The 15,023-nt window shown below is 54.1% G+C and carries 14 protein-coding genes; 5 read left to right on the top strand and 9 right to left on the bottom strand.

Annotated features, from left to right (window positions below):
- Nucleotides 1-5: 5 nt before the first annotated feature.
- The gene (locus HMPREF1292_RS03280; protein ID WP_023018742.1) at nt 6-1,916 is read left to right on the top strand and encodes a bifunctional ADP-dependent NAD(P)H-hydrate dehydratase/NAD(P)H-hydrate epimerase; all 1,911 of its coding nucleotides are present in this window, start codon (nt 6-8) and stop codon (nt 1,914-1,916) included.
- Between the two features lie 72 nt (nt 1,917-1,988).
- On the opposite strand, the gene HMPREF1292_RS03275 is transcribed toward HMPREF1292_RS03280, so the two are convergent.
- A complete protein-coding gene (locus tag HMPREF1292_RS03275) occupies nt 1,989-2,396 on the bottom strand; it encodes a hypothetical protein (RefSeq protein ID WP_232218004.1) in 408 nt (135 codons plus the stop codon).
- A gap of 88 nt (nt 2,397-2,484) precedes the next feature.
- On the opposite strand from HMPREF1292_RS03275, the gene HMPREF1292_RS03270 reads away from it, so the two are divergent.
- Entirely contained in the window at nt 2,485-2,916 is a 432-nt protein-coding gene (locus tag HMPREF1292_RS03270; protein WP_023018741.1) for a hypothetical protein, read from the top strand.
- An 81-nt stretch (nt 2,917-2,997) separates the two neighbouring features.
- On the opposite strand, the gene HMPREF1292_RS03265 is transcribed toward HMPREF1292_RS03270, so the two are convergent.
- From HMPREF1292_RS03265 to HMPREF1292_RS03250, 4 genes are all read right to left on the bottom strand, one after another.
- Nucleotides 2,998-4,530, bottom strand: coding sequence for a hypothetical protein (locus tag HMPREF1292_RS03265; protein ID WP_023018740.1), 1,533 nt, complete (start codon nt 4,528-4,530; stop codon nt 2,998-3,000).
- On the bottom strand, nt 4,527-5,252 hold the full coding sequence (locus HMPREF1292_RS03260) for an ATP-binding cassette domain-containing protein (RefSeq protein WP_034645686.1): 726 nt from the start codon (nt 5,250-5,252) through the stop codon (nt 4,527-4,529). Before HMPREF1292_RS03260 ends, HMPREF1292_RS03265 begins: the two co-directional genes overlap by 4 nt.
- A 141-nt stretch (nt 5,253-5,393) precedes the next feature.
- Nucleotides 5,394-6,065: a response regulator transcription factor gene (locus HMPREF1292_RS03255; RefSeq protein WP_023018738.1), complete on the bottom strand. Its 672-nt coding sequence runs from the start codon at nt 6,063-6,065 to the stop codon at nt 5,394-5,396.
- Between the two features lie 46 nt (nt 6,066-6,111).
- Nucleotides 6,112-7,332, bottom strand: coding sequence for a sensor histidine kinase (locus HMPREF1292_RS03250; RefSeq protein WP_023018737.1), 1,221 nt, complete (start codon nt 7,330-7,332; stop codon nt 6,112-6,114).
- 1,248 nt (nt 7,333-8,580) lie between these two features.
- Here HMPREF1292_RS03250 and HMPREF1292_RS03245 point away from each other — a divergent pair.
- Nucleotides 8,581-8,847, top strand: a complete 267-nt coding sequence (locus tag HMPREF1292_RS03245; protein ID WP_021353292.1) for a YdeI/OmpD-associated family protein — start codon at nt 8,581-8,583, stop codon at nt 8,845-8,847.
- Between the two features lie 28 nt (nt 8,848-8,875).
- Here HMPREF1292_RS03245 and HMPREF1292_RS03240 read toward each other — a convergent pair whose 3' ends face one another.
- Genes HMPREF1292_RS03240 through HMPREF1292_RS03225 form a run of 4 tightly spaced genes read right to left on the bottom strand, consistent with a single transcriptional unit; the run spans nt 8,876 to nt 12,838 of the window.
- Nucleotides 8,876-9,535, bottom strand: a complete 660-nt coding sequence (locus tag HMPREF1292_RS03240) for a TrkA family potassium uptake protein (protein WP_023018735.1) — start codon at nt 9,533-9,535, stop codon at nt 8,876-8,878.
- Entirely contained in the window at nt 9,528-10,883 is a 1,356-nt protein-coding gene (locus HMPREF1292_RS03235) for a TrkH family potassium uptake protein (RefSeq protein ID WP_023018734.1), read from the bottom strand. The genes HMPREF1292_RS03240 and HMPREF1292_RS03235 overlap by 8 nt, the downstream gene beginning before the upstream one ends.
- Before the next feature lie 54 nt (nt 10,884-10,937).
- Nucleotides 10,938-11,633, bottom strand: coding sequence for an ABC transporter ATP-binding protein (locus HMPREF1292_RS03230; RefSeq protein ID WP_023018733.1), 696 nt, complete (start codon nt 11,631-11,633; stop codon nt 10,938-10,940).
- Entirely contained in the window at nt 11,633-12,838 is a 1,206-nt protein-coding gene (locus HMPREF1292_RS03225) for an ABC transporter permease (RefSeq protein WP_023018732.1), read from the bottom strand. Before HMPREF1292_RS03225 ends, HMPREF1292_RS03230 begins: the two co-directional genes overlap by 1 nt.
- A gap of 112 nt (nt 12,839-12,950) precedes the next feature.
- Between HMPREF1292_RS03225 and HMPREF1292_RS03220 the strand changes: the two genes are divergently transcribed.
- Both HMPREF1292_RS03220 and HMPREF1292_RS03215 read left to right on the top strand, forming a co-directional pair.
- Nucleotides 12,951-14,339 (top strand): sensor histidine kinase, encoded by a 1,389-nt coding sequence (locus HMPREF1292_RS03220; protein WP_232218003.1) that lies wholly within the window; start codon nt 12,951-12,953, stop codon nt 14,337-14,339.
- A gap of 15 nt (nt 14,340-14,354) precedes the next feature.
- Nucleotides 14,355-14,972 (top strand): response regulator transcription factor, encoded by a 618-nt coding sequence (locus HMPREF1292_RS03215; protein WP_023018730.1) that lies wholly within the window; start codon nt 14,355-14,357, stop codon nt 14,970-14,972.
- Nucleotides 14,973-15,023 lie beyond the last annotated feature (51 nt).

Here is a 15,023-nt window from a genome sequence, read left to right as displayed (position 1 = left end):
GGTTTATGTTCGCTTATTCTGCTGATCAGATCCGCGCTGCGGAAAAAGCACTCCTGGCCCATGAGGTGGCCGACGACGAGATGATGAAGCTCGCCGCCGCTGCCGTGGCCGATACCGCCCTGGATATGTTGCGGGCGCAATCTCGGCGCACCCCCGCGCACCAGGAAACGGCTAAGCAGGCTACAGGCGGGCGCGACATGCAAGCGCCGGGGACGGCAGACGTCGTGGTTGCAGTCGGCCCCGGCGGTAATGGCGGCGATGGTTTGTTTGCCGCCACACATTTGTTGTTAGCGGGTTACCGTGTGCAGGCGGTGCCGGTGGCTACGCGTGCCGACGGCTCCCCGAAGGTGCACTCCGCTGCGTGGCAGGCCTTTTGCGCCGCCGGTGGTGAGCAGGTAAGTGCTCGGGAACTAGTTGCCGCGGCGAAGACGACAGCTGCAGCGACGACAGCGGAAGCTGTGACAGCGCCGGGGGCAGCGACAGCACCAGCACTGATTATCGACGCGATCGCTGGTTTATCTGCAGGCCGCGGCCTTCACGGCGAACTCGCCGAGTTCTTTTCCACGCAGCGGCGCGCAGGCACCGATGTTCTTGCCATTGATGTACCTACCGGGGTGCACTGCGATACTGGCGCCACTGCTCCGGAAGCACCAGCAGGTGAGCGCCGCTCTGGCGATAGCTATGTGCGTGCGACGGTCACTATCTCTTTTGGTGCTGGTCGCTTGGCGCACGCGGCAACACCTGCGTGCGGGAAGGTCGTGATCGCCGATCTGCAATTGCCGCAGGGTCCGCGTTCGTTTGCGGAAGAACTTGCACACCAACATTGTGCGGACATCAATAACGGAGAAAACAGCAGCGCCAGCATTAGCTCCGAGCAGGGCAGCGTCGAATTTTTCCAGGTTCCAACAATCGCAACCAAGACTCAGGCGTCGGCAAGCGGCAGCGCACCGGAACCAGAATTCCAGCATGGCACAGTCGGCGTCGGCAGCGGCCCCGGAAACCTAGAACCGCAGCCAGCTGGGGACAAATACTCCTCGGGCGTGGTTGGTCTATGTGCCGGCTCGGCGGCGTATCCCGGCGCGGGCATTTTATCTGCGGCCGGTGCGATCGCCGCTACGCCATCGATGGTGCGGGTGCTTGGGCCTGCTGAACTCACGCGTGATGTGGTGCGCGCGCACCCGGAAGCAGTCACACATACCAGTGTGCGCACCGCCGGGCGGGTGCAAGCATTGGTTGTTGGGCCGGGGCGCGGAACGGATATTTCCGCGGCGTTGGAATTGGAATATGCGTTGCGGGGCGCTCAGCCTCTGGTGTTGGATGCCGACGCCATCACGTTGTTAGCGGCTAGCGCGCAGCTGCGGGAGCTCCTGCGCGACCGGGCAAGCACTAGCCCGGTGCTGCTGACCCCTCACGATGGAGAGTTCCAGCGTTTAGCAGACTCGCTATCTGCGTCGGATCAGGATGCTTCTACAGACGACGCCACTACGGCTAGTACCGCTGGCACCTCTGGTTTTTCTGGCACCACCGACCGTTTGCGCACTACCCGTGCCCTGGCGACACAACTCAATGCATGGGTGCTGCGCAAAGGGCGGATCACTCTGATTGCCAGCCCTGACGGCAGATTGGTGTCGGTGAATACGGGTTCTTCGTGGGCTGCCACGCCTGGTTCCGGTGATGTGCTGTCCGGAATTCTGGGAGCTTTCCTCGCCGAGTGGAATGCACCAGCAGCCGCTCCGGAAGCTAAACACAACGAGGCAGCCCAGGCGGATCTTGCCGACGTTTTCCGGCGCGCTGTCGTCGTGCATTCTTGGGCCGCGCAGCTTGCTGCACAAACAGAATTTGGGATGGCGCCGACGTCGGCAAGCGCGATTGCTACCGCGATACCCCGGGCGCTGGCATATTTCTCCAGGCAGTAAGATCGGTAAGGCGAAAACAAGCACGACTCCGTACACGAGCTGAGAGCATTCACCGTTGCACCGCTGGCCTTGTTAACCCAGGATCAACAGTGTGACCACGGCCGGGGCGTCGGCATGCAAGGCGTGAATTTTGCCTTCGTCGACATGTACGGCTTTCCCCGGAGCGAGTGTGATTTCATCGACGGGCTCACCAGCATCCGCATCACCGATGGTGAACGTGACTGAACCCGTTTGCCCCAGCACCAGGATCGGGCGCGGGGCCTTGTGGTTCGCCATAGTGTCACCGGCGCGGAAAGATAACCGCACCACGGTGGCGCCTTCTAGCTCGGCGACCTTGGTTACTTGTGGCACCGCACGGGCTTGGCGTGACTGCGCATGGGTGGAGTTCTCATCCTCCTGGTACGGCAGATTGAGACCTTCTACCAGTTCCCATTCGTGCTCATTAATGCGCATGACAGTTCCTTTGCTTACGAGAGGCATTTAGCACCAGTTTACTGCGAAAAATGACTGCCCCGATTTTCCGGAAGTTATGATCAGATTAACTTAAATTATGAAAGGTAGGGCCGGTATGGTGGCTAGTTCGCAGGTAAATCTTGCCGATTGGACGCAGAAGGCGAAAGACTACGTCGATTCGAAACAGCACCTTCTACTCCCCGGAATAAAACAAAGCACCCCGTGGAGCCAAGAATCATTAAAGACCTGCGAAAAATGGTTCCTTGCGAACGCAAAAACGATTCCTGTCCCTCGCCGAATTGAATACGAGATGTTCCTGGGAGAAGGTTTACGCAGGCGGTTTGCAGGGCAATGGGCGCATGCTTGTATCTTGGACAAGAAAATTAGCCATGAGCATAACCTACTTGGAATTTATTATCCTCAGCTAGAGCAATTTGATGTAACCGGATCCCTGCTTGCTAATGCACTTACCGCAAAAACAGGAGATTTCTGGGCCTCAGTTTTCCAGTTAAACGAAAGCCTTCGTTTGGCGGGCCTTGCAAATTGAAGCATCCCGGATTCTGCTGCTATAAACCATTGAAATTGGGAGCCATAGTTTTAGGGTAACCACCTTTCTGAATATCAGAACCTAGGATCTTCGCTCAAACTTTCTGAGTGCCGCGAAAAACCAACGCACTGTTAAACCAAGAACGAGTAATTCAGTTATTACTGCAAAAATGAGCCGTTCTGGAGTATCAGCAATCTCTGGCCAGGCAGGCAACGCTACAACCCACAGGATGGATTCAGCCAGGACATCGCCTCCCAGAGTCGCCGACAACACTGTGATAAAGATTGACCATGCGATCGTGAGGCCAACACCGTAGGACACACACAGCACGGTACTTATATTCACCAGCACTACTCCCGTCGTTGACCACAGCACGATAAGCTTCATCGTTTCAGGAAAAGTCCCGCCCGCAAGCGTATGCAAAACTCCTAGCACTATCGCGAGAAAAACGAGCAAGATGGAATGCCACATAAGGTAGGAAACACGAGTTTTAGCGTTCTCCAATACAGTGACTCTCCACGCAGAAGACAACAATTTCCAACTCAAGATAGGAAGAAGGCCTGCGCCTAAGGGTAGGACGAAAAACGTATAGAAGCCGCTGATATAGCTTGCTGGATAAAAGGCAGCCATTACCCCAAAAACCGCTAACACGGCAAATAGCAACCACGAAATACTGCTACGGAATAATGCGATCCTGATGGACGATAAAGCAAGAGCTAGGTTGTCTGGACTATTGCGCCCAGAGAAATCAGGCGAAGCGTATACAGAATCAAGAGAAAACTGTGCAGGTGAAATGCTTTGTTGCGGTTGGGCTTGCGTATTTTTCTTGTTCGTAACTTTTCTTTGGCGGCCCCGCGCGAAAATCGCCAAGCTAAGAGTAACAAGCGCAAAGAGGCTATTAAGGACAATTCCTTGCAAAGGAGTTTCTTGCGCAAGTAACTCTCCTTCAGTCAAAGGGACCGCATTGGAGTGAACGCCAAGCACGGGTAGAAGCAAACGCACTGGCCAGGTCGGTGGAAGCAGATTCCACAGTGCGGATTCAGATAAAAGAGTTCCGGCTACTTGATACACCACCGCCGCTAATAACGTCATCACAATGGAGAAATACCGTGCAACCAGGCTGAAAATACAAAGCGTCGAAATGCTGCACATAAACGCTAGCCCACCTGCAACAAGAAGGGAATTCGCCCCTTCACGTCCATCCAATATTGTTAATGCCCAGGACGACCCAAAGTTCATCAGGTGAAACAATGCAGACACTCCAATGAGAACACCAATACGTGCCGCACGAATAGCATATGGAGACACCGGACGAGTATCTGTTCCTCCGTATCGGTTCGCTTTTTCCCTTTCTTCTGCCAGACCAGCTAATAAAGCGAGAAGAGGAGCAGCCATACCAGTGACGTACATAGCCTGCCAAGCCAGCGCCCCCGAGGCATCATGACCCTCAGCAGACCAGAAAGCTAAGGTCGAACTAGTAATACCAATCCACAGACCAATCAGTGGAAACCATTGCACTGCTGATCCTTTTGTACGAACAATTTCGGCTTGAATAATACCGGACGCCTTCGGCGCACTCTGCGATCGAGCGAACACAGGCCTTACTTTGCTCATGATTCTTCACTTCCTTGGGTCATGTCCAGGAAGCGTTCTTCAAGGTGATCTCTTGCGGCAAAATCGCTCAACGGCCCAGAATAAACACTATGACCTTTGGCTAAGATCGTGATGTCATCAGCGAGTTTAGAAATTTCTCCGAGCTGATGGGAGCTAATCAAAACGGTGCCTTCGCACTTCACCCAATTACGTATAAGAATTCGCAGATCTGCGATCCCCTGCGGATCAAGACCGTTTTGAGGCTCATCGAGAATAAGGATGGGGGGACGTCCAAGAATTGCTGTTGCAAGAGCAAGTCGCGCCTTCATACCAGTGGAAAAAGAGCGCGCCTTCTTTCTCCCAGCGTGTCCCAGTCCTACGAAATCAAGCGCTTCCTGCGCCTGGAGATCTGGAATATTCAGCAGCTTAGCGTGAACACGGATATTATTTAGCGCTGAGAGGTGGCCGTAGAAGGCTGGCCCGTTGATGGAGGCCCCGATATTTTTCAGACTGTCTCTAGTCCGGGGAGAGCCAAGAATTTGGATAGCCCCTTGTCCGCGGTCTTCCAAACCGAGAATCATACGGAAACAAGTAGATTTCCCTGCTCCATTACGCCCCAGAAGCGCATGGACCCGACCAGGGATTACATCCATCGAGAAACCATCAAGAACCACATGTCCTGAATAACTAATCCGTAGATCATTACATGAGATTGCAGGTGTTAGTCCGTCTGTCTTAGCCATGACTCTATGATGCGGCGCACCTGAGATAAAAGCATCTATCTCTAGGACGTTTTTCACGACGTCTTACTACGTCAGGCGACTGAATTCGGCATCAGTCTAGAGGATGAAGCGAGCCGTTTGTCCAGATGCTTAAAACTGCGATTATTCTTCTGGATTCGTCAGTTGGTTTTTGTGTGCCCAGACAGCTAAACCAACGCGATCTCGAACTCCTAATTTATTTATCAGCCGAGAAACATATGTCTTGACCGTCGCGGTACCTATAAAAAGAGCACCCGCAATCTCTGCATTCGTCTCCGCACAGGCAACCCGTCCTAAGACTTGTTTTTCACGTTCGGTCAGAGAGTTCACTATCTCCATTTCATCATTCGTGGGTTTATGCTTCCAATTTGATCTTCGCCGAAATTCCTCGAATACGAAGTTAGTCACATCCGGAGAAAGTACCGATGCTCCTTCATAAATTCGACGTACAGAACTGATGAGATTTTCAGGATCAATGTCTTTGAGTAGGAACCCGTGAACTCCGACTTCTAGGGCATCTTCCACTAGATTATCGTCGCTGAAAGTTGTTAGCATCAGCACCTTAGTATCTTTATGCTCTTTTAAGATTTGTTTTGCAGCTTCCAACCCATTCATTTGTGGCATTTGAATATCCAGCACCGCGACGTCAATCTTCCATCGGGAGGCAATCTGGACCGCTTCAATCCCATTTTGCGCCAGGCCAACAACTTCAAGATCTGCTTGAGTACTTAAAATAGTCTTCAAGGCAGAAGCCATTAGCGGCTGGTCGTCTGCGATTAGTACTCGAATCTTCATCTCTACCACCGTTTAAATAATTCATGCTTTCCCCCATCCGGGGATACTATCCCGGCAGAATCGGCACCGAAGCTGTTACGGAGAACGTACCATCTTTGTGCTTGAAAGTAATCCAGCCGCCGAGATTGGCAACTCTTTCTTGCATACCGATTAAGCCACTTCCCGAGCCCTCAAACGCTTCAACGCTCTTTCCTTTTGATTTGCTTGTAATAACCAAAGAAAGCTCGTTAGCAGCAAACGAAATCAACATCTTTATACTCGTAGAAGTCTCAACACCCTGGTGACGAAGGATATTCGTTAGTGACTCATCGATGATTCTGCGTACAGCCAATTGAGTAATTAGAGGTACAGATTGTACAAGTTCCTGCATCTCTTCGGGAGATGGCAAATCAGCGTGGATTTTGAGTCCAGCTTTAGAAAAATTCTCTAATTGAGAATACATATTGCTTAGCCCAGTGAGGCCTTGCTCTTGGCTTTTACTAGTGTTATCTCTTAATGCTCGAACAATCCCACGAACTTCCACTAACGAATCAGAACTGATTCTACGAATATTCTTTAGGGCTTCCTCTTGTGCGTTGTCGCTATTATCGGCAGAGGTTTTCCCAGCTATTTCTCCTGCAGATGCTTGGACATTAATTAATGTCAAACTATGGGCTAGGACATCATGAATTTCTCGCGCAATCTGTATCCTTTCTTGGGTTTGGATTTTTCTTAATTTCTCTAAATTTGACCGTTCCTTTATTCTTCTATCGCGTTCCCTCTGCTGTTCTTGTTTCCGTTCAGCCCGACCGAATTGCAGGACAATGGAAAGCGCGAGCCACTGTACTAGGAGCCATGAGATGGCCTGTTCAAGGCTACGGTAGGCCATTGCGTCAGTCCCAAATTGCCACATGACTGGAGAGATAATGCAATAGACAAAAGCTAACAGTGCAATGCCAGTCACCCACCTTCTACTGTCAGATTGTCGCGCAACCCCATATACGGCGACCGGAAGAAATAAGAAGAAAGGAGTTAACCCCAGGTTAGTTGGGAGTGCGGTAATCCAATTAACGGACCATGCATACAGAACCATCACCATCAAGAATGAAGACAATATGGGTTTAATCCGCCAGAAAAAGCTGACGGGTACAAAAGCAACAGCCAAAGCAGCTTGAATGGATCTATGTAGTCCCCCGTCAAACGCTATAGAAACGTAAAAGAGAGCCAAAAAGAGCACCAATAAAGAAAACATTAGCTCCCAAGCTTTCAAGGGTATTTTCTGAATCATTACGGTGTCCTCGCTTCGGTGGGCTAATGTCAAAGAATGGCGAGTTTACCCTTCACCACTGTCGTGAGATTTCTCGATCCAACACTAGTAAAGCTTATCCCGATTTTATTCAGTTGGCTCGAGTTAGAGGGGATCTGGTTGCCGCTTATCACCAAACCGATCTTTTCACAGGTTTCCGCTTTATGAAGACGTTCAAACAAATAGCTCAGGCCATTTGAACTGAATCCCCTTGTCAAATGAATATTTCCGGCGGTTTAAAGTGCCCCGGTTTTGTTCCGTCTGAGTAGGGGGGCAAAATCTGGACTATGCCCAAAAAATAATCGGGATGCGAAGGGCCACGTCATTCGTTTAATTGAGGATCGCATCCTGCCGAAAGGTCTTGTTAATAGAGATCGAATGTAAATCGTTGCACCAAAGGTTAGTACCTCCTGGCGCACGGCACGCCAGCGACTACAACGAGCCCGGGCACAAGGAACTACTACCCACGAAAAACCCATGCTCATCGCAGAGCTGGCCCCATGGCGGCAGGAAAACCACAAGCTGCGAGATACCAACGAACTGCTGAAGACTGACTCAGATTTTTCGCATCGGCACCAGACCCAAAACCTCCGTTATGATCCAAATCGGGGATGCGGACGAAATACTCCAAGATTGCGTCCGCATCCCCATCTGTGCACTAAAAGGATTCCCTTTTTATTTAGAAAACCGGGCAACCATTGAAACAGTCAAAAGTCCCCATGAGGCTGACAGAAAGACTGTAGCAACAGTATTTCCGCTAGCGATTACATAGCCTACGCCGAAGGTTAAAATAAGCCAGCCGATAACGGAAAACCAAAACCCTACAGTTCGTTGTGGGGAATTCTTCAAAAGGATCATCTCTCTAGACTATTTCTATTTGCCTGGGTAGTTAACGGCCTATCGCAGCTTTACCGCAAGTGTAACCTCCTCCGACACTAGCAGCACCGGCACCTATCACAGCTCCCGCTACGGCTAGCCCTGCTCCCAAAAAAGGAAAGATTTCTGGAGGGTAGCAGCAACTTTTCCGTTCTGATCATGGACAATCACGGTGCCGTCCAACTTCTTTTCAGCGACCCCCTTTTCGATAGAGAATGAAGTATCCCACGTTCTATTCCGTCCGACTAGGTGGCAAAATCTGAGCACTTCAGATAGCCAAGAATGCAATGCCAGGGATTACGCTAACGATCACTGCATACCCCCTGCCGAACCACTTCCACTAAATTGGTTGTCATGACAACACAGGCTGTGCTTTACGACGGTGCCGTTCACACGCTTCCCGACGACCTGCAACAGGCCCTAGACCGCGAAAATCTCGCAGAACTGTGGAACGGACTCACCCTACTAGCTCGCAATGAATTCATCTGCTGGGTATCAGATGCGAAAAAGGAAGAAACCCGCGCCCGCCGCATCCGACGCACCTGCGAAGAACTCCACGAAGGCAAACGTCGCCCGTGCTGTTGGCCCGGATGCACACACCGCGAGAGAAACGGCAAATAAAGAATAATTGGTATGCGCAGATTCGGCGTTAAGAATCCGCGAACTTGTCAAGGTCATTGATCCGCCCGGCAGCAATCACTAGGTCACCGGAGCGGAGCACGTAACCAGCAGGTGGAGTAGAAAAGTGCGCATCTGCCGAGCGTACTGCAACAATGGCGATCCCCTGCGGGGTCTGTTCTACTTTCCGCCCATGCATCCACAGCGGTGGGGCTAGCTTAGCCATGGCGAAATCGGAATCGAACTCGATATATTCCTGCACGTGCCCAGCGATCAAGTGTGCCACGCGTCGGCCAGTATCCCGCTCTGGCCGCACAACGTGGTGCACACCAATTTGTGTCAGAATCTTGGCCTGTTGCTGGTTGTCTGCTTTCGCCCAAACATTAGGCACGCCCAGGTCCATCACAGCAGATGCCGTTAGTAGCGACGCCCCCATATCGGATCCGATGCCGATCACCACTCGGTGTGCATCGTGTACACCGAGTTGGCGTAGTGCTTCTTGGTCGGTGGTTTCGGCGATGACGGCGTGTGTGAGTAGCGAAGCGGCTTTGGTTACTACCGCCTCGTCTATATCGATGCCCAGTACTTCTACGCCGGATTGGACTAGTTCTTCACCCAGCGCCATGCCAAATCGGCCAAGGCCAATGATGACGACGGGTTGTTTGGTTTGGTGGAAGAACAGCTTAGCCAATGAAAGGCCTTTCTACGGGGAGTGAATAGCGGCGTTGGTTGGTGCGGGCAGCTAGGGCAGCGACAACCGTGATGGGGCCGATACGCCCGGCATACATCAGCACTACCAGCCATACACGCGCGAATTCCGGCAGCTCCGGAGTAATACCGGTGGTCAGACCAACGGTAGCGAATGCAGAGATGGTTTCAAAGGTGATCTGGTGGGAGTTGAACTGCGGTAGCAGCATTTGTAGCCCCATGATGGAGCCGGCAATCAGAATGAAAGCCATCATGAATACTGCCATCGACTGACGCACGATACGCCCGGGTATGCGCCGACCAGCAACCAGTAGCTCGTCGTCACCGCGCACTTCGGCGATCAACACTGCCACTAGTACGGCGGCGGTGGTTACTTTCACTCCGCCTGCGGTGCCTCCGGATCCACCACCGATGAACATCAAAAAATCCGTTAACATCAGCGAAGAAGGCCGCAGGTTCGATAGGTCAACCGAGTTGAATCCGGCAGTGCGGGTGGATACAGAATGAAAAAATGCCGCTTGCACCGCCGACCACGGGCTCAGCTCGCGCAAGCTGTTCGTCCATTCCATGATGCCAAACCCGATGGTGCCGACAACCAGCAAAATCGCGGTGCCAACCAGGGTAAACAACAAAGTCAACGACCGCGGACGTTGAACTTTCGAACAACGCCGCTCCTTGATTTCTAGCAGTACAGGAAACCCCAAACCACCGACGATCACGCCCGCGGCGACCGGCAAGATAATTCCAGAATCGTTGACATAGGGAATCAAGTTGTTGGACTGGAGCCCAAATCCTGCGTTATTGAATGCAGAAATGGCATGAAAGCCCCCCTGCCATACTGCGGGCAGTAAGGCATATCCGTATTTCGTGGCAAAACGGATGGCGAGTACTACGGTGATCACCAATTCCACGGCTAAGGAAAAACCAATTGTGCCGAGGATGACGGTGCGCACCTCACCTAGGTTTCTTCCGCGTTGTTCTGCAACGGCACGAAGCCGCCCCTTGACGCCCATCTGCCCGGCCAGCACAAAACTCACGACCGTGGCCAAGGTCATGATGCCAAGACCACCGATTTGGACAAGTACCAAGATGATTATCTGTCCGAAATGAGACCAATACGTCGCTGTATCCACGACTGTTAAGCCGGTGAGGCACACCGCGGACGTAGCGGTGAATAGTGCAGTGGTGAACTCAGGGTTGTCCACCCCGCTGCGGGAGACGGGCAGCAACAAAAGGACTGTGCCCGCGAGAATGAGCAGCAGGAAGCTCACGGAGACCAGCTGCGCGGGGCTAAAACCCCGCCGACGGTGTGCGCCTGAATGGAAAATCACAAGTCGGTATTCTAAACCTCATGCGGCTAGTAGTAATACCACTATGCAAAATTTTTACTTGATTTTGCCGTCGATGACTTCCACCACTTCGTCCACGTATTTCAACATCCCCCGGTCATGGGTGACAACACACGTCGCGATCCCCAAATCACGTGATAACTGCTGCAATAGTTGCATGATCTCTTGCGACAATTCCTGATCCAGCGCGGAGGTTGGTTCGTCTGCAAGCAAAACATCCGGATCATTCATCACTGCGCGTGCAATATTCACCCGCTGGCGTTGACCACCGGATAGCTTGCCGACGCTGCGGCTGCCCAGCCCCTCCAAACCCACCTTGGCCAACAGCTCTTCTGCCCGCTCCCGGCGCGGGGTGTGTCCACGCAAATGGTCGGTGATCAACAACTGCTCGGCAACAGACAACGATTCCAACAAGTTCGGCTGCTGGAAAATCATCCCGATGTGCTGGCGCCGTAATTCGCTGCGCTTTTCCTCCGAGCCGACGCTCATCAGTTCACCGGCGATACGCACTTCACCTTCCGTGGGCTGCAACAACCCCGCCATAGCTGAAAGCAAAGTGGATTTGCCGGATCCTGATTCGCCCACGATGGCGGTCACCGTCCCCGGAAGAACCTGCAAGGACACCTGATCCAAAGCGCGCACGGTGCCGGTGCCGTCGGGGAAATCAACGGTAACGTTGTGGCAAGCGACCGCTGGATTTTTAACTTGCGTGTTTTTATTTTCAATATTCATTAGGATTTTCCCTCCAATGCCGATGCCGGATCAATCTTTTTCACTCGTCGGGTTGCTACCAATGCGCCACACATACCGAGCACCCAGATGCCCGCGGCGGGCACCACGATGGTGGTCCACCGCAAATCAAACGGGACAGAGTTGCCAGCCCACACGCCTGCTGCCCAGCCGACGCCGGCGCCGAGCACAACGCCGATGCCAACCACCACAGCGGCTTGCCCCAGCGCATCCTTCCACACATACCCCGGGCTGGCACCAAGTGCGCGGAGCACAGAAAGATCACGGCTGCGCTGGATTGTCCACACGCTCAAAAACGCCACGGTCACCAAAGCACTAATGGCATACAACAACACCTGAATCAACTGGAGCGATGCCTGCTCCGACTGGTAGGCAGCCAAGCCAGAAAAAGAATCCTCGACAGTTGCAACACTATCCGCGGTCTGGTTTTCGGCATCCTGCCATTCCTCATCGCGCAAGGCACCTGCGTGCCGGTCCCGGGTATCCACCGCCAGGACAGTACCGACGACGTCGTCATGCGCGCGCGAAATCTGCTGCCACACCTGCGTGCTTGCCCAGACGACGGGCTGGTGCGAATAGTGCTCGTCTTCTACCACGGCACTCACGGGCTGTTCGACGCCACCGATTTCTACCGTTTCACCTGGTTGCACACCGGCCTCGGCAACGATTTCTTGGCTGACGACGATGCCATCTTCGTCCAGCACCGCCTCCTGCGGCTCCTGTGTCTCCAGCGACGCGGCCGAATCTGCTCCTGCTTCTGCTTCTCGTGCCGCACCTGCGGCTGTGGCACCAGCTATTTCTGATCCTGCGGCACCCGCACCGGATACCACAGGCGCCGGAACCTTAGTCCCCGCAGGCAGGCCCAGCACGGCGACCCCCATCGCAGAACCAGCTTCCAACCGAGTTTGCGCGGTACCAAGCGGGATAACCTGGCTGTCGGCGTCGACAAGCTCCTGCCATTCCTGCACATCAGAGGTGGTGACTTGTGATTCCTGAAAAGACGGCTCGTCACTAGTGAACACATATCGCTCAGGGGCCAGGGCCTCCAAAGCAGAGGTGTTGTGCTTAGCCAACCCACCGGTCAGGCCAGTGAGCATCACCAACAGTACGGTTATCAGCCCGACGACGAAGCTAATCAAGCTGAAACGTCCACGGGCGGAGACGATATCTCTGAGTGCCAAAAACATAATTCCTATTGTTGTTTTTGCAGTTCAGTGCGACATCGGGGTGCTAGTTGATTCTGCTATCAACCAGATGGTTGATCGCGGCCACTCAGCTTTCCGCACTAACCTAGGCGGGGTGACTACGCCGAGAAATCTCGCCGCTTCTGCCGCATCTAGCCCCGCAAACACAACCAGCCCTGCGAGCCCAGCAGGCGCTGCAAGCCCAGCAGGCGCTGCAAGCCCAGCAGGCCCCGGCCTGTCCACGGTATTACGCAACCTGCGGGTGGGTTTACACGTGATGTTTTGCGCGCTACTCATTCTTGGGGCAGTGCGGGTCTGGCTTGCCGACGACACAGCGCACGCCCAGCTTCCGGTCGTTTTGCTGGTCGCGGCCGCGCTAGGGCTGGTTTATGCGGGCGGCATCGTTGTGGAATACCGAGCCCGGCGCGGTGTGGACAGTTTTTCCACCCCACCTGTGAATCAGCAACGGAGCGCGCGCTGGTGGTGGGCCGCCGTTGTTGTGCTGTGGCTGAGTGCACTCGTGTTGGCGAATGATTTTCTTTGGGTGTTGTTCCCGCTGGTTTTTGTCACGCTTGCCGTATTGCCCCGTTCGGCGAACTTGCTGGCCGCTGCGGTGTTGTGGGCTGCTGGGGTGGTCGTGGTTGCGTGGTTGCACCCACAGCATTGGCATATTGCGGTGGCGATTGGCCCGGGCATCGGCACGGTTTTTGCCGTAGCAATTTATGTGAGTTATCGCGCGTTGCACCGTGAGGCACTGACCCAGCGGCGTATCGCGGAAGAATTAGCCGCAACCCAGCAGGAACTAGCAGCCACCGAGCACCAGGCGGGGCGTTTGGAAGAGCGCGAGCGCCTGGCCCGCGATATTCACGACACACTCGCGCAGGGGTTGAGTTCCATCGTGTTGTTGGCGCGTGCTGGACGGGCTAGCGCTAGCACCGGCAAGGCAGCATCACCTGAGTCCAAAAATGCAGCAACGGATGTGCTTTCTACCATCGAGGACACCGCCCGCGACAACCTGGCAGAAGCCCGTCGTTTCGTACGGGATCTGACCGCACCATCTGCGCAAGCAGATCTGCCAGATGCCATCACTGAGATTCTCCAGCGCATGCGTCGCCGTGGTAGCGGCTTGGGCGAATCCACCGAATTCCGGGCGAATTTCTCTGGTGATACGCACCGTCGGCTGCCCGAGTCCGTGGTCACCGCGGTGGTGCGATGCGTGCAAGAGGCATTGAATAACGTCGCCAAGCATGCCCATGCTGATCATGCGGTGGTGTCGGTCGCGGTGCTTGGTGATGAGTTAACCGTCGATATTTTTGACGACGGCCGTGGTTTTGACCCGGCGCGGGCACCCCAGCAAGAGTCCAGCCACGGCTACGGGCTTGGTGGGATTCAGCAACGCATTGCTGCATTATCTGGCACAGTAAATATTGAATCGACCCCGGGTGAAGGCACGGTTGTTGCGGCCCGCATCCCGCTGACTTCGCAGCACACACCAGCTAGCTAGTTCCAGGAGGCCACCATGATCCGCGTTATGCTTCTCGACGACCACCCCGTTGTCCGCGCTGGCCTGCGCGCAATCCTGAATAGCTTCGACGGGGTGCATGTCACCCACGAGGCCGCCGATGGTAGCGCGGTGGATGGGCTTGTCGACGGCAGCATCACTGATGTGGATGTGGTGGTGTGCGATATCCAGATGCCAGGGGTTGATGGCATCACCGCGACCAGCAAATTAGCGAAGGCAGGCGGTCCACCAGTGTTGATCTTGACGACGTACGACACCGAAGCCGATATCGTCGCTGCTCTTGAGGCCGGCGCGTTGGGTTATCTGCTGAAGGATTCGCCTGAGACAAGTTTATTCGACGCCATCATCGCCACCCATGAAGGCAAGCGCACGTTGTCGCCGGATGTGGCGGCGGCTCTGGCGCAGCGGACTTCGCAACCGCAGCAGAGCCTTTCGCAGCGTGAAATTGAAATTCTGCGGGAACTCGCCACCGGTGCGAGCAATAAGGCCTTGGCAAAGAAGCTTTTTATTTCTGAGGCGACGGTGAAAACCCACCTGATTCATATTTTTCAGAAACTAGGTGCGGAATCGCGCACCGCCGCCGTCACGGCTGCCCGGGAGCGTCGATTAATTTAGACTGCCCAGGGGCGCCGTAGTCGGAATCTGGGGCACTTCACTTAGGCGAGA

The sequence above is a fragment of the Corynebacterium sp. KPL1995 genome (assembly GCF_000477935.1).
Classification (GTDB): domain Bacteria; phylum Actinomycetota; class Actinomycetes; order Mycobacteriales; family Mycobacteriaceae; genus Corynebacterium; species Corynebacterium pseudodiphtheriticum.
This window is presented reverse-complemented; position numbering and strand designations above follow the sequence as displayed.

Bases quoted from the DNA above. Each gene is read 5' to 3' on its own strand.
- HMPREF1292_RS03280 (WP_023018742.1), top strand. From the start codon at position 6: ATGTTCGCTTATTCTGCTGATCAGATCCGCGCTGCGGAAAAAGCACTC.
- HMPREF1292_RS03275 (WP_232218004.1), bottom strand. From the start codon at position 2,396: ATGCCTCTCGTAAGCAAAGGAACTGTCATGCGCATTAATGAGCACGAA.
- HMPREF1292_RS03270 (WP_023018741.1), top strand. From the start codon at position 2,485: ATGGTGGCTAGTTCGCAGGTAAATCTTGCCGATTGGACGCAGAAGGCG.
- HMPREF1292_RS03265 (WP_023018740.1), bottom strand. From the start codon at position 4,530: ATGAGCAAAGTAAGGCCTGTGTTCGCTCGATCGCAGAGTGCGCCGAAG.
- HMPREF1292_RS03260 (WP_034645686.1), bottom strand. From the start codon at position 5,252: ATGGCTAAGACAGACGGACTAACACCTGCAATCTCATGTAATGATCTA.
- HMPREF1292_RS03255 (WP_023018738.1), bottom strand. From the start codon at position 6,065: ATGAAGATTCGAGTACTAATCGCAGACGACCAGCCGCTAATGGCTTCT.
- HMPREF1292_RS03250 (WP_023018737.1), bottom strand. From the start codon at position 7,332: ATGATTCAGAAAATACCCTTGAAAGCTTGGGAGCTAATGTTTTCTTTA.
- HMPREF1292_RS03245 (WP_021353292.1), top strand. From the start codon at position 8,581: ATGACAACACAGGCTGTGCTTTACGACGGTGCCGTTCACACGCTTCCC.
- HMPREF1292_RS03230 (WP_023018733.1), bottom strand. From the start codon at position 11,633: ATGAATATTGAAAATAAAAACACGCAAGTTAAAAATCCAGCGGTCGCT.
- HMPREF1292_RS03225 (WP_023018732.1), bottom strand. From the start codon at position 12,838: ATGTTTTTGGCACTCAGAGATATCGTCTCCGCCCGTGGACGTTTCAGC.
- HMPREF1292_RS03215 (WP_023018730.1), top strand. From the start codon at position 14,355: ATGATCCGCGTTATGCTTCTCGACGACCACCCCGTTGTCCGCGCTGGC.